The organism is Mumia sp. zg.B21 (assembly GCF_019550855.1).
In the GTDB taxonomy this organism is placed as follows: domain Bacteria; phylum Actinomycetota; class Actinomycetes; order Propionibacteriales; family Nocardioidaceae; genus Mumia.
On record NZ_JAHWCJ010000004.1, the window covers coordinates 612,822 to 633,575 of the forward strand.

A 20,754-nucleotide genomic window follows, 5' to 3' on the forward strand; every position below is an offset into this window, starting at 1 on the left:
CGGCCGTCCCCAGCCCGGCGCGCGTCCCTCAACCTGTCCGCCCTCGTCACTAGGCTCCGAGGGAGCCTGCTCGGAGGCTCGCACGGACCCCGGAGGTGGATGCATGCGCTTCATCGCGACAGCGGATTGGCAGCTCGGCATGACCGCCTGGTTCCTCGGCGACGAGGCGCGTGCGCGCTTCCAGCAGGCCCGGCTCGACGCCGTCCGGCGGATCGGCGACCTCGCCGCTGAGCGCGACGCTGCGTTCGCCGTCGTCTGTGGTGACGTCTTCGAGTCCAACCAGCTCGACCGGGCGATCGTCGCGCGGACGTTCGAGGTCCTCCGAGGGTTCTCGGTGCCGGTCGTGCTGCTCCCGGGCAACCACGACCCGCTCGACGCCGCGTCGATCTACGACTCGCGTGTCTTCGCCGAGCGCAAGCCCGACCACGTGCACGTGCTGCGCGACAGCGCCCCCTTCACGGTGGTCGAGGGTGCCGAGGTCGTCGGTGCGCCGTGGTTCGGCAAGCACCCCACGCGTGACCTGGTGGCAGACGCGTGCGCCGGACTCCGGCCGACGTCGGGCGATCTGGTGCGTGTGGTTGCCGGACACGGCGTGGCGAGCACGTTCAACCCCGACCGTGACGCGCTCGCGGCGATCGACGTGCCCACCCTCACCAAGGCACTCGACTCCGGCCGCGCTCACGTCGCCGTCCTCGGCGACCGCCACTCGACCACCGAGATCGAGTCCCGCATCTGGTACGCCGGTGCTCCCGAGGTCACGTCGCGCCGCGAGGACGATCCCGGCAACGTGCTGGTCGTGGACGTCGACCCGGAGTCGCGGGCCGTGACCGTGGATCCGGTCCGGGTCGGCCGTTGGCGGTTCGAGGTCGTCGAGCAGGAGCTGGCCTCCTCCGAGGACGTCGACCGACTCGCCGATCGGCTGGAGCAGATGCCCGACAAGGACCGCACGGCCGTGTGGCTGGCCTTGAGCGGGACGCTCTCCACGGCCGAGATGGCGCGGCTCGACGGCGTTCTCGAGCACGGGAGCGACCTCTTCGCACGGCTCGACGCCTGGGAACGGCACACGGACCTGGTCGTCCTGCCTGACGGTCACGACTTCGCCGATCTCGGTCTCAGCGGATTCGCTCAGGCCGCTCTCGACGAGCTCGCCGAGCTCGCCCGTTCCGACGCACCGGACGCGACCGTGGCACAAGACGCGCTCGGGTTGCTCTACCGGCTCGCGGGGGCCGGCCGATGAGGCTGGTGCGGGTGACGCTGCGGCACTTCAGGGGTGTTCAGGAGTCGACGGTCCGGTTCGGCGACGGCGTGACGGTGGTCGTGGGACCCAACGAGGCGGGCAAGTCGTCGGTCGCCGAAGCGGTCCGTCTGCTCCGCACCACCAAGTCCAGCTCGCGCAGTCAGGCGGTCCGCGACGTCAAGCCCGTCGGGCTCGACGTCGGACCGGAGGCCGAGGTCGAGCTGCGCACCGGCCCGTACGCGCTGGTCTACCGCAAGCGCTGGCTCAAGTCTCCGATGACCGAGCTGGACGTGACCGCGCCCTCGCGAGAGCAGCACAGCGGCGACGAGGCGCACCAGCGCTTCGCAGCGATCCTGAGCGAGACGGTCGACGTCGACCTGTGGGAGGCGCTCGAGATCGTCCAGGGCGAGTCGCTCGACCAGCCCGAGCTCGCCCGCATCTCCGCGCTCCACCGCGCCCTGGACGACTCGGCCGGCGCGACCGGCGACCACGACGCGCTGATGGCCGCCGTTCTCGCCGAGCGCGACCGTCTCCTCACCGCGGGAGGCAAGCCGCGGGGGGCTCACGCACAGTCAGCGGCCGAGATCGTGGAGCTCGAGGCCGAGGCTGCGCGGCTGCGTGCCCGGAGCGCCGAGATGGACCGCTACGTCGACGACTACGCGGCCAACGAGCATGAGCACGCGCGCCTGTCGACGTTGTCGATCGAGGCCGACGCTCGTCTTCGCCGTTCGGAGGACGCCGTCCGGGCTCTCGAGACGCTGCGCGAGGAGCTGCGCCGCTCCGAGGAGGACCTCGAGGTGGCAGAGCGCGCCCTGTCGCACGCCGTCCGGGCGCGCGACGACCGCCGCAGCATGGTCGACGACCTCGCTCGCCGTGCCGAGACGATCGACGCGCTGCGGACGCGTGTCGCGGAGGTAGTGGCGGCTCACTCCGACGCCCGCACGGCCGAGGACGACGCGCGACGAGAGGTCGGCGTCGCCACCGAGCGCGCACGTGTGGCCCGCCATGCTGCACAGACTGCCGCGCTCGCCGTGGCACGCCACCGGGACGAGCTCGAGCGGACCGCGCTCGCTCAGCGGGTCCGCCGTGCGAGGGAGGCGGGGGAGCGGTGCGCCCGCGCACGGGCCGAGCGTGAGGTCCTCCGCGTCGACGACGCGGTGCTGGCGCGCCTGACCGACCTGTCGACGGACGTCCAGGTGGCGGTCGGCGCGCGCGACGCCGCCGCCGCGCGGGTGTCGGTCCGTCCCCTCGGCGGCCACCGGGTCGACGTCGGGGGTGCGGAGGTCGTCGGCGAGACCTACGAGGCTTCGGTCCTCGACGACGTCCGGATCACCGTCGACGGGGTGGTCGAGGTCGTGGTCAGTCCGGGCACGCCGCCCGCAGATCTCGACCGTCGCGTCGCGCGGGCGCGCGCGGCGTTCGACGTGGCTCTCCACGAGGCCGGGGTGGACTCTCTGGACGAGGCCCGGTCCTCGCACGAGCGTCGTCGGGTTGCCGAGTCCCAGTGCGCCACTGCCGAGGACTCGCTCTCCGACGCCCTCGGTGGCACGACGTTGGACGATCTCGAGCTCCGGTTGGCCACACTCGAGCGACGACGCCCCTCCGACCCCAGCGCCGAGCCCAGCGCCGAGCCCAGCTCCGACCCCAGCTCCGAAGGCGAGCGCGACGCCCTCGAGGCTGCCGCGGACGCCGCCCGCAGTGCCGCGGAGGACGCCGACGCCGACGCGGCGGCCGCGCGGGACGCCCACGACGGTGCGCGTGAGGCTCTCTCGGTGGCGGGCGAGGCTTCGGTTCGAGCTCGGCAGGAGCTCGAGAGCGCCGAGCACGAGCTGGCGCGCGAGACGGCGCGTCTGGCTGCCGCCAGAGCAGAGGTGGATGACGAGGCACTCACCGAAGCCGTGGTCGCCGCGGACGAGGCGTACGAGCGCGCCAGGACGACGAGCAGGGCGTCGCGGGCCACGTTCGAGGCCGCGTCCCCGGAGACTCTCGCGATGGAGCTCGCCAACGCCCGCGAGCTCGTCGAGGGGGTTGACCGCGACCTCACCAGGACCGACGAACGCCGCGTCGAGCTGCAGACGCTCCTCGACGACCGCGCGGCCGAGGGCATCCACGACCGGCTCACCGACGTCGAAGCCGCGCTGGACGTCGCCAGCGCGACCCACCGGCGTCTCGCCCGATCGGCGCAGGCCGCCGACCTTCTCAGCGCCACGTTGCTGCGGCACCGCGACGAGGCTCAGCGCCACTACGTCGCGCCCTTCAAGCAACGCATCGACAGACTCGGCAAGGTCGTCTTCGGGCCCGACTTCGAGGTCGAGGTCAGCACCGACCTCGCCATCGAGACCCGGACGCTGCGGGGACGCACCGTCCCGTTCGGCTCCTTGTCCGGCGGCGCCCGCGAGCAGCTCGCCGTCCTCGGACGCCTCGCCTGCGCACAGCTGGTCGACCCCGACGAGGGCGCTCCGGTCATCCTCGACGACACCCTCGGCTTCTCCGACCCCGATCGTCTGGAGCGTCTCGCGGTGGTCCTCAACGATGTCGGCCGTTCGGCACAGGTCGTGCTCCTGACCTGTCAGCCCCGGCGCTTCGAGTCCGTCGGCGGCGCCCGCACGGAGCGGCTCACCCTGTCATGAAGCCACGGCACTACTCTTTCGCCAGCACGTGGCGGGTGGCAGCGCCGGTCGCGCAGGCCTTCGACGCCGTCGCCGACCTCGAGCGCTATGCCGTGTGGTGGCCCGACGTGCGTCACGTCACCGGCATCGACGACGACACCGCGCGGCTGGCGATCAGAGCGACCCTCCCGTACACGCTCCACCTCACCCTCCACCGGACCCGCGTCGACGAGACGTCACGCCATCTGCTCGCCGAGATCGCCGGTGACCTCGAGGGCTGGGCGAGCTGGCGGCTCGGCGCTGACCGCGAGACCACGGTCCTCCGCTACTCGCAGGAGGTCGTCACGAGCGAGCCGTGGATGAACGCGATCGGCAGTCTCGTGTCCCCGGTCCTCCGGCTCAACCACACGGCGATGATGCGTCGCGGTCAGGTCGGTCTCGCCCGCTACCTCTCGTCGTAGCCGTCGGGCGGTCACCTAGAGTGGCCGACGAACCAGCCCGTACGGAAGGACAGATGTGCACCGATCGAGGTCGTTCGTGCTCGCCCGTGGCGCCGCCATTCTCCTGGCGGTCGCGCTCGGTGGCTGCGGCTCCGCGTCCAATCTGGCCGACGCCGAGCCAGCGGCCGAAGCATCCGCCCCGACGACGTCGCCGCGCACCGCGCAGCTCCCGCTCGACGACGTCGCGACCGACCTGACCGACGACGTCGGCCCGATGAGGGCGTTCCGGAGCCCGAGCGGCAACATCGTGTGCCGGCTCAACACCGACGGTGCGCGCTGCGACATCGGCGACTTCGACTTCTCGCCCCCGCCCAAGCCGGAGGGCTGCGAGGACGGATGGGGTCGCACGCTGGTCGTCGACGACGAGGGCGGCTTCTTCAGCTGTGACGCGCCGACGCTCGCCGGCAACTCCCCAGAGCTCGCCTACGGCAAGTCGACGACCCTCGGCTCCTTCGGGTGCACCAGTCAGCGCACGGGCATCACGTGCCTGAACACCGAGACCGACGAGGGCTTCACCGTCTCGCGCGAGCGCGCCGGCACCTTCTGAGGCGCGCCACCCGACACGACGACAAGGACCCGCCATCGCGCCGCCGCAGCGGCCCGATGGCGGGTCCTTCCGTCTCGTCAGGGGCGAGCCCGCGTCAGAGCGACGCGAGTCCCGGTCAGAGCGCGCCGCTCTCGCGACCACCTGCGGGCACGGTCGCGTACGGGTCCGCAGCCGCCACGCGGTCAGCCTTGTCCTTGGGCTGGAACCGCTCCTCGAGGAGGACGGCGATCGGCGACGCCACGAAGACCGTGCCGAGCGTGCCCAAGGTGAGACCGAGCAGCAGGGCGATCGCGAACGGCTGGAGCGAGGCACCACCGAGGATCGCCAGGGCGGCGAGGATGAAGATCGCGCCCAGGCCGGTGTTCACCGTACGGGGGACCGTCTGCATGATCGAGTCGTTGAAGATCCGGCGCAGGCTGTCGCCCTTCTTGCGTTCTCGCAGGTTCTCTCGGATGCGGTCGAAGACGACGACGGTGTCGTTCACGTCGAGACCGATGATCGAGAGGATCGCGGCGAGGAACACCCCGTCGACCGGCTCACCGAACCACGCGAAGATGCCGACCACCAGAGCCACTGTCGTGGCGAGCGCCAGCACGGCTGCGGTCGCGAACGTCCATCGGAACCGGATCGAGAGATAGAGCATCTGGGCGGCCAGGGCGATGATGAACGCGATGATCGCCTGGTTGCGGAGCTCCTTGCCGAGGCTCGGGCCGATCAGCTCGTCACGCTCCTTGGTGACGGGACCGGCCGCCTCGTCCAGGGCGTCCTCGATCTTGACGGCCTCGTCGTCGGTGATCTTGTCGGTGCGGACCGTGATGTTGTTCTGGTCGCCGGACTCGCCACCGCTCTCCTGGACCACCGCGCTCGGGAAGCCGGCGTCGCTGACGACCGTACGGGCGGCGTCGGTGGTGATGGGCTTGCTGACCTTGTAGTCCAGGACGCGGCCGCCGGTGAACTCGACGCCGAGGTTGAGCCCCTGGGTGACGACGCCGGTCACGGCGACGGCGATCGCGGCGAGCGTGAGCCCGACGAGCAGGCCCGAGCGCTTCAGGATGAACGGTCCCTTGGTCACCAGCCACGTGCGGAACTTGCCGGTCCCGGTGAGACCCGTGATGCCGGGGCGCTTCTGGGCGAAGGACCGTCGTACGGCCCAGTCGGTGAGGACGCGGGCGATGACGAGCGCCGAGACCATCGACGCGATCGTGCCGATCGTCAGCGTCACACCGAAGCCCTTGACGGGCCCGCTGGCGAAGAAGAAGAGCAGTCCCGCGGCGATGATGGTCGTGACGTTGGAGTCGAGGATGGCCGTCCAGGCCTTCTTGTAGCCCGTGTCGAGCGCTCGTGGCAAGCCCTCACCGGTCCGCCGGGCGTACTCCTCGCGCGCTCGTTCGAACACGAGGACGTTGGCGTCGATCGCGAGGCCGATGGCGAGGACGAAGCCCGCCAGGCCGGGAAGGGTGAGTGTCGCCCCGAGCCACACGAGCATCGCGTAGGACAGGAGGGCGTAGGTGCCGAGGGCGATGCTCGCCAGGAAGCCCATGAGGCGGTAGACGAGCATGATGAAGACCGCGGTGAGCGCGACGCCGATGAGCGCCGCCTCGATCGACGCCTCGATGGCGGAGTCGCCGAGGGTCGCGCCGACCGTGCGCTGCTCGATGACCTCGACCGGGACGGGGAGCGCGCCGCCCTCGATCAGGACGGCCAGATCCTTGGCCGAGTCGGCCGAGAAGTCACCGGTGATGCTGGTGGTCGATCCGGGGCCGGCGCAGAGGCTCGGCTGCACGGCGGGGGAGGAGATGACGTTCTTGTCGAGCATGATCGCGATGCGCTGCCCGCCGGCGGTGTTGGCGCACGCCTCGTTGACGAGCTGCTTCCAGCCGGGGGTGCCCTCCCCGTTGAAGCGGACGTTGACGACCCACTGCAGCGACTGCTGCTCCTGCTCGGCCTTGGCGCTGGAGACGCCGTTGCCGTCGAGCAGCTGCGGGCCGACGATGATCGGGTTGCCGTCCTCGTCCTCGACGATCTGCTGCCCCTCAGCGGGCTTGGCGCCCTCCTGAGCCGGGCCGATCACGTTGTGGAAGGTCAGCTGGGCGGTCTGGCCGATGACCTCGGCGGCCTCGCGCGGGTCCTGGACGCCGGGGAGCTCGACGATGATCCGGTTCTCGCCGGAGCGAGCCAGGGTGGGCTCGGCGACACCGAGGGCGTCGACGCGGCCGCGCAGGACCTCAAGCGCACGGTCGGTCGCCTCGCCGTCGGCCTTCACGCGCTCGGTGTCCTGGGTCTCCAGGACGATCTGTGTCCCGCCCTTGAGGTCGAGACCGAGGCGGGGGGTGAAGTTCAGGGCGACGACTGCCGAGATGACGAGGACGGTGAGGGCCGCCAGAGCGCGCCACAACGGCGCGCGAGAATCGGGACGTGACACGGAAGGCTCCGGGATCTGCTGACGTGGCGACCGCGGTCAGCGCGGTCAGGACTGTGGAGGTCGTCCGTCAGCGGGGCGGCGCGCGGCTGCGCTCGGGTGAGGCGGTAGCGGCCGACGCCGCATCGTCGAGAGCCAGGACCCTGCGGGCAGTCACTGCCGTGCCGCCGATGTGGGCAGCAGGGAGCGCCGCGAGGTCGGGCCCGAGCCCGTTCTGGTCGTGATGGGCGCGAGCCCCGACGTCGACCTTGTGCACCGTCACCTTGGTCACCGTCACGGCGCGGTCGGCAGAGCTGCGTGCGTCGGACGGCGCGGGTGTCTGGCTGCGAGCGGTCGCGGTCGAGGCCGGACCCGCGAGCATGAGCAGGAGTCCTGACAGCGCTGCCGCAAGCATCACGGCAGGCAGGCGCGGGACGGTCCTGAGCATTTGACCAGTCTAACCGGACAGGAGGGGGCACTCCTCCGTCGAGGTGATCGTGGTCACTCCCGCCGTCCTCCGCCTCTCACGCTCACGACAGGTCGGCGAGGGCGGACCCGATGGCGCGGTGGAACGTCGGATAGGCCCAGATGGTCCGGAGCAGCTCCTCCACGGGGACCCGGGCCTGGATCGCGACCGTGAGCGCTCCGAGGATCTCCCCGCCCGCCGGCCCCGCGGAGGTCGCTCCGACGAGCACGCGGCGCTCGGCGTCGGCGACGACCTTGATGAGCCCGCTCGCACCCGGTCCGTACGTCGCGCCCCGCGAGGTCGCTGCCAGGTCGGTGATCCCCGTACGCACCGGGAGCCCGCGGCGGCGTGCCTGCTCCTCGGTGAGTCCGACCGCGCCGATCTCGGGGTCGGTGAAGGTGACACGAGGAAGCGCGCGGTACGAGGCACCAGGGCCCTTCTGACCGGTGATCGTCGCCACGGCGATCGCGGACTGGTACATCGAGACGTGCGTGAACCCGCCGCGGCCGGTGACGTCCCCGATCGCCCACAGCCCGTCCACCACCGCGCCGCCGCTCAGGACCCGTTGGTGCGGATCGGTGGTGACGAATCCGTGCTCGGTGGGCACACCGAGCTCCTGGAGGCCCAGCCGGTCGGTGTTGGGAGTCCGCCCGGTGGCGACCAGCAGCCGTTCCGCGTCGAGGTCGGAGCCGTCATCGAGGGTGACGGCGAAGCGCTCCCCGTCGTACGCCACCGCCGCGACCGGGCTCCCGGTGCGCACCGTGACCCCGTCGGCCTGCAGGGCGCCGACGACCAGGTCCCCCGCCTCCGGCTCCTCGTGCGCGAGGAGCCGTGGCCCGGACTCGACGACGGTGACCACCGTGCCGTAGCGCGCGTACGCCTGTGCGAGCTCCAGCCCCACCGCGCCACCGCCGAGGACGAGCAGCGATCGGGGGAGGTCGGGGCTCCGGAGGATGTCGCGGTTGGTCCAGTACGGCGTGCCGTCCAGTCCGTCGATCGGCGGTGCCGACGGACGGGTCCCGACGTCGAGGAGGACACCCCGGCGAGCCGACCAGGTCCGGTCACCGACGGCGACCGTCCGCGGCCCGGTGAGGGTCGCAGTCCCCCGTACGATCGTCGCGCCCGCCCTCTCGAGCCGTGCGACCGACGCCGAGTCGTCCCAGTCGGCGGTGACGTCCCGTACCCGCGCGTAGGCGTCGGCGAAGCGCGGGGTCACGGCGACCTCACCGGCCACGCCGTCGGCTCGACGGGCCGACGCGAGGAGATCGGCGGAGCGGATCAGCGTTTTCGAGGGGATGCAGCCGTAGTAGGGGCACTCGCCTCCCACGAGTCCGTCCTCGACCGCCACCACGTCGAGCCCGGAGCGTGCGAGCGCCCCCGTCGCCGCCTCGCCGCCGGGACCCGTGCCGATGACCACCACGTCGACGGTGGAGCCTGTACGGCCGTACGGAGCAGTGTCCATAGACGCGAGCATCGCTCACCGAGGGACATCCCGCAGCGCCGATCGGCGGGACGAGGGAGGGGAGAAGGCTAGTGCGCCGGGCTGGGAGCACCTCACGGCGCGTGGCCGCTCGTAGCGGCTAATTTTGGGACCCGGGGCAACCGCAGCCCGGCGCACTCCCAGACTAAACCAGGTTGCCTCGGCGTTCATTCCGGGCGGCACTCTCCAACGCGGCGGCGGTGTCGACGAGCCGTGACGCGCTGATGGCCTGGCCGTGGTCGTCCTCACCGAGCGCGGCCCTGCCCACCCCGACGATCCGGGCGAACGCCGCTGCCCGGTCGAGGGTGTCGGCGAGGTCGTTGGTCACGACACCGCGCACGACCGCGTCGGCGAGCGCGACGACCTCCTGCGGTCCCGGGGGATCGACGACACCGGCGACCACCTCGTCGACGGGCGCGTGGGCCTTGCCGGCGTCGAACTCGCGGGCGGCCTGGATGGCGTCGCGTCGCACCCAGGTGCGCAGCACGTACAGGCGCCACAGCGCACCGGCGAGCGAGTCGCCGGGAGCGTCGGCCCACAGCTCGGCGAGCAGGTCGAGCCCGTGCTCGTCGGCCAGCGCCAGGACCCGCTCGGTGGTGGCCTGGTCGGAGGCGTCTCGGGCGCCGCGGACCAGGAGTTGGGCGACGCGTGCGCCAGCCTCCGCGCGTGCCACCGGGTCCTGGTCACCCTGGCGCGCCGCGAACAGCTCGGGAGCCGCGACGAGCGGCTTCTTGAACTCAGCCACCCGGCCAGCGTAGTGGGTGCTCAGAGCGCGCGGAGCGCCTCGGCGAGCGGTTGGGCGGTGAGCGCGACCTGCCACGGGCGGGCACCACGGTCGGTGAGGAACGCCGCGACGGCGTCGCGGTCCGGTGCCACCGTCGCGTCCCAGGCGAGCCGCCGGAGGATGTCGGGTGTCAGAAGGTTTTCGAGAGGCAGGTCGTGGCGCTCGGCGATCGCCGTCAGAGCGGTCCGGTACGCCGCCAACCGGGCGGCAGCCTCAGGGTTCCGCTCGGGCCACGCACGAGCAGGCGGAGGACCGTCGGCGTCGCTCGACGCGTTGGAGGGCAGCTCTGACTCCGGCAGGTCCCGGGCGGCGGCGAGGGCACTGTCCCACGTGTCGAGGTAGCGGCGCGCCCCGCGGCTGCGCATGACCTCCAGGTCACGCAGCTCTTGGCGGCTCGCCGGCGCGGTGCGGGCGATCGTGACGATCGCGGCGTCGTTGAGGATCCGCCCCGGGGTTACGTCGCGCTCGCGGGCGATGACGTCGCGCGCCTCCCACAGGGCTCGCACGAGCGCGAGCCGTCGCGGCCCACGGACCTTGTGGATGCCGGACGTCCGCCGCCACGGCTCCGTCCGGACCGCGGGACCGGCGAAGTGGAGAAGTGCTTGGAACTCCTCGTGGGCCCACTCCAGCTTGCCGGCCCGCTCGAGGCGCTCCTCGAGGGCGTTGCGCAGCCCGACCAGAGGCTCGACGTCGAGGGCGGCGTACACGAGCCACGGCTCGGGGAGTGGCCGTCGTGACCAGTCGGCGGCGGAGTGCTCCTTGGCCAGGCTCATCCCGTACACGTCCTGGACGAGCGCAGCCAGGCCGACGCGGGGGAGGTTGAGGAGTCGGCCGGCGAGCTCGGTGTCGAAGAGCGCACGGGGGCGCAGGCCGACCTCCGCGAGAGACGGCAGGTCCTGGGTGGCCGCGTGGAGGATCCACTCGGTGGGGGCGAGCACGTCGTCGAGCTCATGGAGGTCCTCGAACGCGATCGGGTCGACCAGAGCCGTCCCAGCTCCCTCACGGCGCAGCTGGATCAGGTACGCCCGCTGCGAGTAGCGGTATCCGGAGGCGCGCTCCGCGTCGATCGCGACCGGGCCGGTCCCGTGGCGGAGGGCGTCCAGCACGCGCTGGAGGGCCTGGGCGTCGTCGACCACCGCCGGGAGGGGGTCGTGCAGCTGCAGGGGCGGGAGGACGACCTCCTCGGTGGGGGAGTCGTCGGGTTCGGAGGTCACCGCGGCGGCCGTCCCTCGCGCCCGCGTCGGGGCAGGGTCAGCACACCAGGGGCCAGCGGGGGGAGCCCGGCCACGGTGCACAAGAGCTCGCTCCACGCGACGGCGTGCGAGGCGAGGGTGTCACCGGTGCCGAACAGGGGTGTCCACGAGGCTCTGATCTCCAGCTGCGCGCTGGAGCCGTCCTCCTCCATCCCTCCGAAGCCCTCCGTCCGGACGGTCGTGACGCTCCCGCTGGGCGCGACGTACGAGGCGCCCTGGGAGAACAGCGCCTCGACCAGCCAGCTCCAGCCGACCTCGGGAAGCACGGGGTCGCTGGCCATCTCGGCGTCGACCTCGGCGCGGGCGAACGTCACCAGCCGGAACGTGCCCTGCCAGGCGTCGTTGCCCGCCGGGTCGTGGAGCAGGACGAGCCGGCCGGTGCCGACCTCGTCGCCATCGGCGGTGACATCGCCGCTCTGCGCGTACGAGTACGGCGCGATCCGACGGGGTGCTGCCAGCTCCTCGCAGACCACCTCGGGACGTAGCTCCGCGTCTCGCAGGGCAGCGACAGCCTCGATGAACTCGGACGGCTGACCGTCGAGCTCGTTGCGTGCTGCCATGCCTCCACCATAGTTCGCGGAGCGTCAGACCTGACGCAGCGACGCGCCGTTCGACCTGCGAGGATCGGAGGGTGAGTGCCCCGCAGAAGGACGACAAGCCCGAGGCCTCGTCGTCGACCACGGCCGCGCCCAGCCCTGCGAAGGACGGGACGACGCCGAAGACGACCGGTGCCTTCCTCGCCGCGTGCCGGGGGGAGAAGCCCACCCATGTGCCCGTGTGGTTCATGCGTCAGGCCGGGCGTTCTCTCCCGGAGTACCGCAAGCTCCGCGAGGGCGTCCCGATGCTCGAGTCGTGCACGCGGCCCGAGATGGTCGTCGAGATCACGATGCAGCCTGTGCGCCGGTACGGCGTGGACGCCGCGATCTTCTACTCCGACATCGTGGTGCCGCTGAAGGCGATCGGAGTCGATCTCGACATCGTCCCCGGCACCGGCCCCGTCGTCGCGACGCCGATCCGTACGGCCAAGGCCGTTGCCAAGCAGCTGCGCGACCTGGAGCCGAGCGACGTCGAGTACGTCACGGAGTCCGTGCGCGGGCTCGTCGGCGAGCTCGGCGACACGCCGCTGATCGGCTTCGCCGGCGCACCGTTCACGCTGGCCTCGTACCTGATCGAGGGCGGGCCGTCGCGCGACCACCGGCTGACCAAGGAGCTGATGTACCGGGACCCGGAGACGTGGGACGCGCTGCTCGGTCGGCTCGCCTCGATCGCGGCCGCGTTCCTGCGGGTGCAGGTCGAGGCCGGTGCCCGGGCGGTGCAGCTGTTCGACTCCTGGGCCGGCTCGCTCTCCCGTGAGGACTACGTCCGCTACGTCAAGCCGTACGCGAAGACCGTGCTGGATGCGGTCGCCGACCTCGATGTGCCGCGCATCCACTTCGGTGTCGGCACCGGCGAGCTGCTCACCGAGATGGGTGACGCGGGAGCCGACGTCGTGGGCGTCGACTGGAGGGTCGCGCTCGAGGACGGAATCGCACGGGTGGGTCCGGGCCGGTCGGTCCAGGGCAACCTCGACCCGACGGTCGTGTTCGCACCCGACGACATCATGAAGGCCAAGGCCGATGCGATCCTCGATGCCGGGAGCAAGGCACGCGGCCACGTGTTCAACCTGGGTCACGGCGTTCTCCCCGCCACCGACCCCGATGCCCTCAAGCGCCTGGTCGACCACGTCCACGCCTACGAGCTGCGCTGAGCGTGCCGGTGAGGTCCCCCGTGCGCGTGGCGGTCGTCGGTGGCGGCCTGGCGGGCGCGACGGCAGCGCGCGCCGTGGTGGAGGCGTTGCCCGACGCCGTCGTGACCCTCTTCGAGGCCTCTGACCGGGTCGGAGGCAAGCTCGCGGGCACGGAGGTCGCCGGGATCACGGTCGACGTCGGCGCGGAGTCCATGCTCAACCGGCGTCCCGAGGCGGTGCGTCTGGCCCGCGAGGTGGGTCTCGGGGAGCGTCTCGTCCATCCCGAGCCGGTCGCGGCGGCACTCTGGGCGCGCGGTGAGATGCGCCCGATCCCGCCGTCGGTGATGGGCGTTCCCACCGACCTCGACGCGCTCGCCGAGACCCACGTCCTCAGTCGCGCCGGCATGCTGCGCGCCCGCGCCGACCTGCCGTTGCCCGAGCCCGCCGACGACGTGTCTGTCGCGTCGTACGTGGGGCGGCGTCTGGGGCGGGAGGTCGTCGACATGCTGGTCGAGCCGCTTCTCGGCGGTGTGTACGCCGGTCACGCCTCGGAGCTCTCCGTGCGTGCGGCCGCACCGGCGATCTGGGCGCTCCACCACCGCGGACGGCGTCTCGCGCACGCCGCCGCCGAGCAGTCGGCAGCGGCGCCGAAGGATCTTCCGCCGGTCTTCGCGGGCCTCGAGGGCGGGATGTGGCAGCTGCCCGCCGCGGTGGTCGACCACCCGAGCATCGTCGTACGCTCCCGCGCGACCGTGCGTGAGATCAGCGCGCTGGGCTTCGGTCGGTGGCGCCTGGTCGTCGGCCCCGCCAACGCCGCCGAGGTGGTGGAGGTCGATGCCGTGGTCGTCGCGACCCCGGCTGCGCCTGCTGCGCGGCTGCTGGCGCCGTGCGTCCCGGTGGCGGCGCGGCTGCTGCGTGAGGTCGACTACGCCTCGATGGCGATCGTCACCCTGGCCGTGCCCCGCGACCAGGTGGCCGCCACCGCCGCAGGATCGGGTTTCCTGGTCCCGCCCGTGGAGGGGAAGGCGATCAAGGCGGCGACATTCTCGTCGTGGAAGTGGGGCTGGCTGGGGCGCCGGACCGGTGACCTGATGATTCTGCGCGCCTCTCTCGGCCGGGCGGGTGAGGAGCACGTCCTCCAGCGTGAGGACGCCGACCTCGTGGCGACGGCGGTGTCCGACCTCGCCGAGGCCATCGGCCTCCGGGGGCCGTTGGTGGACGCGGATGTCCAGCGCTGGGGCGGTGGTCTGCCGCAGTACACCGTGGGGCACCTCGCCCGAGTCGACCAGATCTCCGACGCCGTCGGCCGCACGCCCGGGCTTGCCGTGTGCGGCGCGGCGTACGGCGGGGTCGGGATCCCGGCGGTCGTCGCATCCGCCCAGGCCGCCGCCCGGAGTATCTGCGACCACCTCGAGGGGCCCGTGGGCCGAGGGGGACAATGAAGCCATGACGACGCCCGAGGTTGACCACGAGGCCCTGAACGCGACGATCCGCTACACGATGTGGTCGGTGTTCCGCTTGGAGACGCCGTTCGGAGAGATCGCGGACCGGACGAAGGTGATCGCCGAGGTCGAGAAGCTCTTCGCGGAGCTGGCCGACGCCGACGTGGTCGTGCGGGGTGCGTACGACGTCGCAGGGCTGCGCGCGGACGCCGACGTCATGATCTGGTGGCACGCCGTGAGCGCCGACGCGCTCCAGGACGCCTACCATGCGTTCCGCCGTACGGCCCTGGGTGAGCGACTGGCTCCGGTCTGGTCACAGATGGGGCTGCACCGCCCGGCGGAGTTCAACCGCTCGCACGCCCCGGCGTTCATGACCGAGCCTGGAGGCAAGGCGTACCTCTGCGTCTACCCGTTCGTGCGGTCGTACGACTGGTACGTCCTGCCCGAGGCCGAGCGCCGGGAGATGCTGCGCGAGCACGGCATGATGGCGGCGCCGTACCCCGACGTCCGGGCCAACACGGTCGCGTCGTTCGCGCTCGGCGACTACGAGTGGCTGCTCGCGTTCGAGGCCGACGAGCTGCACCGCATCGTCGACCTCATGCGCGAGCTGCGGGCCTCGAAGGCGCGGCTGCACGTGCGCGACGAGATCCCGTTCTACACGGGTCGGCTGCGCACCGTCGCCGAGCTCGTCGACACCCTTCCCTGACCGCGGGTCGCTGTCTTGCGCTCGCGGGTCAGTTTCTGGGGCCCGCGGGTCGCTGTCTGGGGTCCGCGGGTCAGGATGCGTCAGGGACGAGCCGCAGGCTCACACCGTTGATGCAGTAGCGCTGGTCGGTCGGCGTCGGGAAGCCCTCACCCTCGAAGACGTGACCGAGGTGCGAGCCGCACCGCGCGCAGCGCACCTCCACGCGCCGCATGCCGAGCGACACGTCCTCGATCAGCTCGACGCGATCTCCGGCCAGCGGTGAGAAGAACGCAGGCCAACCGCAGTGCGCGTCGAACTTCGTGTCGCTGCGGAACAGTTCCGCGCCGCACGCTCGACACTCGTACACGCCGGGGGTCTCGTCGGTCTCGTAGGAGCTGCTGAACGCGCGCTCGGTCCCCGCCTCCCGCAGCACGTGGAACTCCTGGGGCGTGAGCTCGACACGCCATTCGTCATCCGTCTTCTCGACCTGGTACGCCATGCCTCCATCGTACGGACGAGCACACGCCCAGAGGGTGACCCGCGGGCGCCAGAGGGTGACCCGCGAGCGTCAGGGGGTGACCCGCGAGCGTCAGATGAGGGAAGCGCCCTCGCCTGCACCGGCCGACTGCGCGTCGAAGCTCTCGTGCTCGATGAGACGGAGCGTCGGCACGTGGAGCTTGCGCTCGGCGCGCGAGGCCCAGTCGACGTGGAAGAACTCCGAGAACACGTGCGACGTCGTCAAGATGATCGCCTCCTCGGCCCCCACCCGCGTGACGAGGTCGGCGAGCGCGCTGACCGGGTCGTCGTGGGTCAGGGCGCCGCGTGCGGTCGTGTCGGCCTTGCCCGCAGCAACGATCAGGTCGATCGAGCGCTGCAACGACTCCTGGCCGGCTTCGACGATCGCATTGTCGACGTCTCCGACCGTCTGCGAGTCGGGCATAGCGAGATCGGCTCCACCGAGCACGCCGAGAGAGGTCGCCATCGTCGCGGCAGCGTCCTCGACCGGGAGCAGCAGGTGATAGACGACCGGGTCGTCGAGACCCTCGTGCAGCGACGTGAGCTGACGCGCGTCGAGCTCGGAGAGCTCCTGCTCGAACAGGACCGCCACGTCGTACGGCGTGCGGGCGTCCTGGGTGGGCTCGGTCATCGGTGAGGCCTTTCGTGACGAGTCCGCCGACTGCGGTCGGTACGGGGTCAGCCTACCGCCGAGTCACCGCTGTGGGGTGTCGCGGCGGGTGCCGGTTGCCACTGCCCGAGCTCGGTGCGTACGACGGTGGGATCGCCGGCGCGGGCGAGCCGGAGGGCGGCGGCGGTGACGTCGGTGATCTCGACGACGGCCTCTCGCGCGTCCGGGGCTTGACCGTCGTCGACGACCGGGTTCACCACGCAGAGCTCGTGGAAGCGGACCCGTGGTCGGTCCTCCTCGGCCCGCAGGACTTCGAGGAGCATGCTCTGTGCCGCCCCGGTGACGCTCACGGGTCCCGATCCAGCCTCCGGCTTCAGGGTCGCGATGCCGTTGAGGGCCACGTACGCCGACCCCTGGGGTGCCAGGAACGGCACCGTCGACCGCGCCGCGAGGAAGTGGGCGGTCAGGTGGCTCCGGAGCAGACCGTCCCAGGTGGCGGTGTCGAGATCCACCAGGTCGGGGCCCTCCCACCACCCCCCGATCGCGGCGAAGGCAGCGTCGATCCCACCGCGCCGGCGCAGCTGATCGGCGACATAATGGGAGCCCTCGTCGGTGGACACGTCAGCGACGACCGGACGCATCAGGGCGCCGGCCTCACCCAGCCATTCACGCACCGCGTCGAGCCCGGCGTCGGATCGGCCGACCGCGAGCACCGTCACGCCCTCGAGCAGCAAGGCGCGGACGAGGTGCCGCCCGACGTATCCCGTGGCGCCGTGCACGACGGCGGAGCCGAGACGCAGGGGAGTGGCTGGAGAGTCGCCCGAGGTCGTCATGCGCTCAGTCTGCCGCGCGTGAGCGGCAGACCGAGCGCAGGCGTGGCGCGGCCGACCGCGTCAGGCCGGGATCGGGACCAGATCGACTGCGCCGACGGCGTAGCGGGCGAGGACCACCTCGGCGAGCTCGGGTGCTGCGCCGAGCGGGTCGGAGACCGCCACCGCCCCGGCCTCGAGGGCGAGCTCGGTGGCCCGGTCGGGCAGGAAGCCCGGGGCGAGGAACAGCGACCCGACGGCGATGTGACGCTTGCCGTCACGGCGCAGCTCCCGCACCGCCTCGCCCGCTGCTGGCGGTGCCGCTGAGGCGAAGGCCGCGATCACCGGCAGCTTGTGGCGGGCGCCCCAGGCGCGGGCGACGCGGGCGACGTGTGCGTTGGCGAGCGGGTTCGACGACCCGGCCGCTGCGAGCACGAGGCCGTCGAGCTCGGTGGCTCGGGCCTCGCGAAGGGCCGCGCGCAACCGGAGGTCCAGCACGCCGAGGAAGCTCTTGTGGATGCCGAGGACGTCGGTCGCGAGCACCCGGACGTGAGGATGGCGACGCCGCGCCGCCTCGACGACGGCGGGGACGTCGACGCTGGCGTGGTGGGCGTGGGTCAGGAGGAGCGGGACGACAACGACCTCGTCGTGCCCCTCGGCGACGAGCCGGTCGATCACCGTGAGGGGTGACGGGTCGGAGAGCTCGAGGTAGGACTCCTCCACGCGGAGGTCTGGACGCATGCACCGGACCAACTCCGTCAGTGATGCGATGGTTGCGGCCGAGCGGGGGTCACGGCTCCCGTGAGCGAGAGTGACGAGTGCAGGGGCGGTCATGGTGCATTCCTCCTTCCGAGAGGGTGTCGAAGAGTGGTGTGCGGCATCAGAGGTGGATGCCGCACTCGTTCTTGCCGGTGCCGGCCCAGCGTCCGCTACGGGCGTCGTCGCCCGGAGCGACACGCCGCGTGCAGGGCCAGCACCCGATCGAGGGATATCCGTCGTACTGCAGAGGGTTGACGAGGACGCCGTTCTCGGCGATGTAGCGGTCGACGTCGTCGGCCGTCCAGCGTGCGAGCGGAGAGACCTTGACCTTGCCCTTGCGGCCGTCCCACCCCACGACCGGGGCGATGACGCGGCTGTGCGTCTCGTCCCGGCGCAGTCCGGTGGCCCATGCGTCGTAGCCGGCCAAGGCCTCCTCGAGAGGCTTGACCTTGCGGAGCGCGCAGCACAGGTCGGGATCGGTACGGAACAGGTCCTTGCCGTGCGCGGCGTCCTGCTCCGCGACGCTCTGTACGGGCGTGACGGTGATCAGGTTGACCGGCACGGTGGCCTCGACGGCGTCGCGGGTCCCGATGGTCTCCGCGAAGTGGTAGCCGGTGTCGAGGAACACAAGGTCGAGCCCCGGAGCGACCTTGCTCGCGATGTCGGCGAGGACGGCGTCACCCATCGACGACGTGACGCAGAAGCGGTCGCCGAAGTGCTCGACCGCCCACTCCAGGATCAGCTCGGCCGGTGCGAGCTCGAGCTCCGGTCCGGCGATGCGGGCGAGCTCCTCGAGCTCTTCGGTGGACCGCGCGGGGACGTCGTGACGGATCGCGGTGGGCGTCATGCGACGTCACCCCCCGCGGGGATCAACCCGATGAACGAGAGCGAGAAGGCGCGGAGGCAGGCGCGGCACTCCCAGGCGCCGTGACGGGTCCCGTGAGGACGCAGGTCCTCGTCGCCGCAGTAGGGGCAGTGGAAGGGAGCCGCGCGCCCGCTCATCGCAGCTGCTCCTCGTCGGCTCGGGAGACCCACTCGGCGAACGACTCGTCGTCCCTGCGGTGGTCGAGGTATCCGCGGACGACCCGCTCCACGTAGTCGGGGAGCGCCTCCGCGGTGACCTTGTGCGCACGCAGCTTGCGCCCGAAGCCTGGTGTCAGGCCGAGGGCGCCGCCGAGGTGGACCTGGAAGCCTTCGACCTGTCGGCCGCCGTCCAGCACCAGCTGGCCCTTCAGACCGATGTCGGCGGTCTGGATCCGGGCGCAGGAGTTGGGGCACCCGTTGACGTTGACGGTGATCGGCTCGTCGAGCTCGGGGATCCTGCGCTGCATCTCGTCGATGAGGAGGTCCGCGCGGTTCTTGGTGTCGACGATCGCGAGCTTGCAGAACTCGATGCCCGTGCAGGCCATCGTGTTGCGGCGCCACGGCGACGGGTCCGCCTCCAGACCGATCGCGGCCAGCTCGGCGACCAACGAGTCGACCTTGTCGGGGGCGACGTCGAGGACGAGCAGCTTCTGCTGGGCCGTCGTACGGATCCGGTTGCTCCCGTGGGCCTCCACGACGTCGGCGAGCCGGGAGAGGATCGTGCCGGTCACGCGACCGACCTTCGGCGCGACGCCGACGTAGTAGCTGCCGTCGACCTGGCGGTGGACGCCGACGTGGTCCCCGGGCGTACGAGGTGCGGGCGCCTCGGGCCCGTCGACGAGCTTGCGCTTGAGGTACTCGTTCTCGAGCACGTCGCGGAACTTCTCCGGGCCCCAGTCGGCGATGAGGAACTTGATGCGTGCGCGGGTCCGGAGCCGCCGGTAGCCGTAGTCACGGAAGACCGACGCGATGCCGTGCCAGACCTCGGGGATCTCCTCGAGCGGGACCCACGCGCCGAGGCGCTGCGCGAGCATCGGGTTGGTCGACAGGCCGCCTCCGACCAGCAGGTCGAAGCCTGGGCCGTGGTCGGGGTGCACGACACCCGTGAAGGCGACGTCGTTGATCTGCGGGACGACGTCGTGGCTCGGGTGCCCGCTGATCGCGGTCTTGAACTTGCGGGGGAGGTTGGAGAGCTCGGGGTCACCGATGTAGCGGCGCTCGATCTCCTCGACCGCCCAGGTGCCGTCGATGATCTCGTCGGAGGCGATGCCGGCGACGGGGGAGCCGAGGATGACCCGAGGGCAGTCGCCACAGGCCTCCTGGGTGCTGAGCCCGACCGACTCCAGCCGGTCCCAGATCTCGGGCATGTCCTCGACGCGGATCCAGTGGTACTGCACGTTCTGGCGGTCTGTCAGGTCGGCGGTGTCACGGCCGAACTCGGTCGAGATGCCGGCGATGGCCCGCAGCTGGCGCAGGTCGATCTGGCCTCCGTCGATGCGGACGCGGAGCATGAAGAAGGAGTCCTCAAGCTCTTCGGGCTCGAGCGTGGCAGTCTTGCCGCCGTCGATGCCGGGCTTGCGCTGGGTGTAGAGGCCCCACCAGCGGAAGCGTCCCCGGAGGTCGGCCTTGTCGATCGAGTCGAACCCGCCGTGGGCGTAGATGTTCTCGATGCGAGCACGCACGTTGAGCGGGTTGTCGTCCTTCTTGGACTGCTCGTTGGCGTTGAGCGGCTCGCGGTATCCCAGGGCCCACTGGCCGTCGCCCTTGGCGCGGCGGGGGCGGGCGACGCGCACGGGGGCGTCGGTGGTCGCGGTCATGTGGCGTCCTGTCGAAGAATGCTCGGGTGCGATGGTCAGCCGGCGCGTCAGAGGGCCGGGGCGGGGACGATCAACCGCAGCGACACATCATGCTGCGCATCCGACCGAAGTCCACGTGACGGCGTACCGCCAGGTGGGTCGTCTGCGCTGTGAGCATGGTCGTCAGTCTGCGCCGGGTACCCCGTCGAGAGCAACGCTTCATCTCACAAGATGAGATCCTCATCCATATGATGAGACTTTGCCGTCTCTCCT

General features: G+C 71.6%; 20 protein-coding genes. 7 read left to right on the forward strand and 13 right to left on the reverse strand.

What is annotated here, in order from left to right; translation table 11 throughout:
- The first annotated feature begins 103 nt into the window (after positions 1–103).
- Genes KV100_RS18145 through KV100_RS18160 form a run of 4 tightly spaced genes read left to right on the forward strand, consistent with a single transcriptional unit; the run spans position 104 to position 4,893 of the window.
- Positions 104–1,237 carry a metallophosphoesterase gene (locus tag KV100_RS18145; RefSeq protein ID WP_220344488.1) on the forward strand — a complete coding sequence of 378 codons (1,134 nt, stop codon included), beginning with the start codon at positions 104–106 and terminating at the stop codon, positions 1,235–1,237.
- A gap of 11 nt (positions 1,238–1,248) precedes the next feature.
- On the forward strand, positions 1,249–3,867 hold the full coding sequence (locus KV100_RS18150) for an ATP-binding protein (RefSeq protein ID WP_220344490.1): 2,619 nt from the start codon (positions 1,249–1,251) through the stop codon (positions 3,865–3,867).
- Positions 3,864–4,307 (forward strand): SRPBCC family protein, encoded by a 444-nt coding sequence (locus tag KV100_RS18155; RefSeq protein WP_220344492.1) that lies wholly within the window; start codon positions 3,864–3,866, stop codon positions 4,305–4,307. Before KV100_RS18150 ends, KV100_RS18155 begins: the two co-directional genes overlap by 4 nt.
- A 55-nt stretch (positions 4,308–4,362) precedes the next feature.
- Positions 4,363–4,893, forward strand: a complete 531-nt coding sequence (locus KV100_RS18160; RefSeq protein ID WP_220344494.1) for a DUF6636 domain-containing protein — start codon at positions 4,363–4,365, stop codon at positions 4,891–4,893.
- 115 nt (positions 4,894–5,008) lie between these two features.
- Here the strand turns inward: KV100_RS18160 and secD are convergent, their stop codons facing one another.
- From secD to KV100_RS18190, 6 genes are all read right to left on the reverse strand, one after another.
- On the reverse strand, positions 5,009–7,315 hold the full coding sequence (gene secD, locus KV100_RS18165) for a protein translocase subunit SecD (protein ID WP_220344495.1): 2,307 nt from the start codon (positions 7,313–7,315) through the stop codon (positions 5,009–5,011).
- Between the two features lie 67 nt (positions 7,316–7,382).
- Complete coding sequence (locus KV100_RS18170; protein ID WP_220344497.1) at positions 7,383–7,739, reverse strand: hypothetical protein; 357 nt, start codon at positions 7,737–7,739, stop codon at positions 7,383–7,385.
- An 82-nt stretch (positions 7,740–7,821) separates the two neighbouring features.
- Positions 7,822–9,219: an NAD(P)/FAD-dependent oxidoreductase gene (locus KV100_RS18175; RefSeq protein ID WP_220344498.1), complete on the reverse strand. Its 1,398-nt coding sequence runs from the start codon at positions 9,217–9,219 to the stop codon at positions 7,822–7,824.
- Between the two features lie 163 nt (positions 9,220–9,382).
- Entirely contained in the window at positions 9,383–9,982 is a 600-nt protein-coding gene (locus KV100_RS18180; protein WP_220344500.1) for a hypothetical protein, read from the reverse strand.
- 20 nt (positions 9,983–10,002) lie between these two features.
- Positions 10,003–11,235, reverse strand: coding sequence for an HRDC domain-containing protein (locus KV100_RS18185; RefSeq protein ID WP_220344501.1), 1,233 nt, complete (start codon positions 11,233–11,235; stop codon positions 10,003–10,005).
- Complete coding sequence (locus KV100_RS18190; protein WP_220344502.1) at positions 11,232–11,834, reverse strand: DUF3000 domain-containing protein; 603 nt, start codon at positions 11,832–11,834, stop codon at positions 11,232–11,234. Before KV100_RS18190 ends, KV100_RS18185 begins: the two co-directional genes overlap by 4 nt.
- Positions 11,835–11,905: 71 nt before the next feature.
- Between KV100_RS18190 and hemE the strand changes: the two genes are divergently transcribed.
- From hemE to hemQ, 3 genes are read left to right on the forward strand one after another with little or no spacing between them, the layout of a single operon-like run.
- Positions 11,906–13,021 carry a uroporphyrinogen decarboxylase gene (gene hemE, locus KV100_RS18195; RefSeq protein WP_220344504.1) on the forward strand — a complete coding sequence of 372 codons (1,116 nt, stop codon included), beginning with the start codon at positions 11,906–11,908 and terminating at the stop codon, positions 13,019–13,021.
- A gap of 8 nt (positions 13,022–13,029) precedes the next feature.
- Positions 13,030–14,442, forward strand: coding sequence for a protoporphyrinogen oxidase (gene hemG / locus KV100_RS18200; protein ID WP_308291476.1), 1,413 nt, complete (start codon positions 13,030–13,032; stop codon positions 14,440–14,442).
- Positions 14,443–14,446: 4 nt separating this feature from the next.
- Complete coding sequence (gene hemQ / locus KV100_RS18205; protein WP_220344506.1) at positions 14,447–15,148, forward strand: hydrogen peroxide-dependent heme synthase; 702 nt, start codon at positions 14,447–14,449, stop codon at positions 15,146–15,148.
- 70 nt (positions 15,149–15,218) lie between these two features.
- On the opposite strand, the gene msrB is transcribed toward hemQ, so the two are convergent.
- From msrB to KV100_RS18240, 7 genes are all read right to left on the reverse strand, one after another.
- Positions 15,219–15,626, reverse strand: coding sequence for a peptide-methionine (R)-S-oxide reductase MsrB (msrB, locus tag KV100_RS18210; protein WP_220344508.1), 408 nt, complete (start codon positions 15,624–15,626; stop codon positions 15,219–15,221).
- Between the two features lie 90 nt (positions 15,627–15,716).
- Entirely contained in the window at positions 15,717–16,274 is a 558-nt protein-coding gene (locus KV100_RS18215) for a hypothetical protein (protein ID WP_220344510.1), read from the reverse strand.
- 47 nt (positions 16,275–16,321) lie between these two features.
- A complete protein-coding gene (locus tag KV100_RS18220) occupies positions 16,322–17,086 on the reverse strand; it encodes an SDR family oxidoreductase (RefSeq protein WP_220344512.1) in 765 nt (254 codons plus the stop codon).
- Between the two features lie 60 nt (positions 17,087–17,146).
- Positions 17,147–17,896, reverse strand: a complete 750-nt coding sequence (locus tag KV100_RS18225; RefSeq protein WP_220344513.1) for a sirohydrochlorin chelatase — start codon at positions 17,894–17,896, stop codon at positions 17,147–17,149.
- A gap of 46 nt (positions 17,897–17,942) precedes the next feature.
- Positions 17,943–18,668: a phosphoadenylyl-sulfate reductase gene (locus KV100_RS18230; RefSeq protein ID WP_220344514.1), complete on the reverse strand. Its 726-nt coding sequence runs from the start codon at positions 18,666–18,668 to the stop codon at positions 17,943–17,945.
- Positions 18,665–18,823, reverse strand: a complete 159-nt coding sequence (locus KV100_RS18235; RefSeq protein WP_220344516.1) for a hypothetical protein — start codon at positions 18,821–18,823, stop codon at positions 18,665–18,667. Before KV100_RS18235 ends, KV100_RS18230 begins: the two co-directional genes overlap by 4 nt.
- A complete protein-coding gene (locus KV100_RS18240; RefSeq protein WP_220344517.1) occupies positions 18,820–20,502 on the reverse strand; it encodes a nitrite/sulfite reductase in 1,683 nt (560 codons plus the stop codon). Before KV100_RS18240 ends, KV100_RS18235 begins: the two co-directional genes overlap by 4 nt.
- Positions 20,503–20,754: the final 252 nt, after the last annotated feature.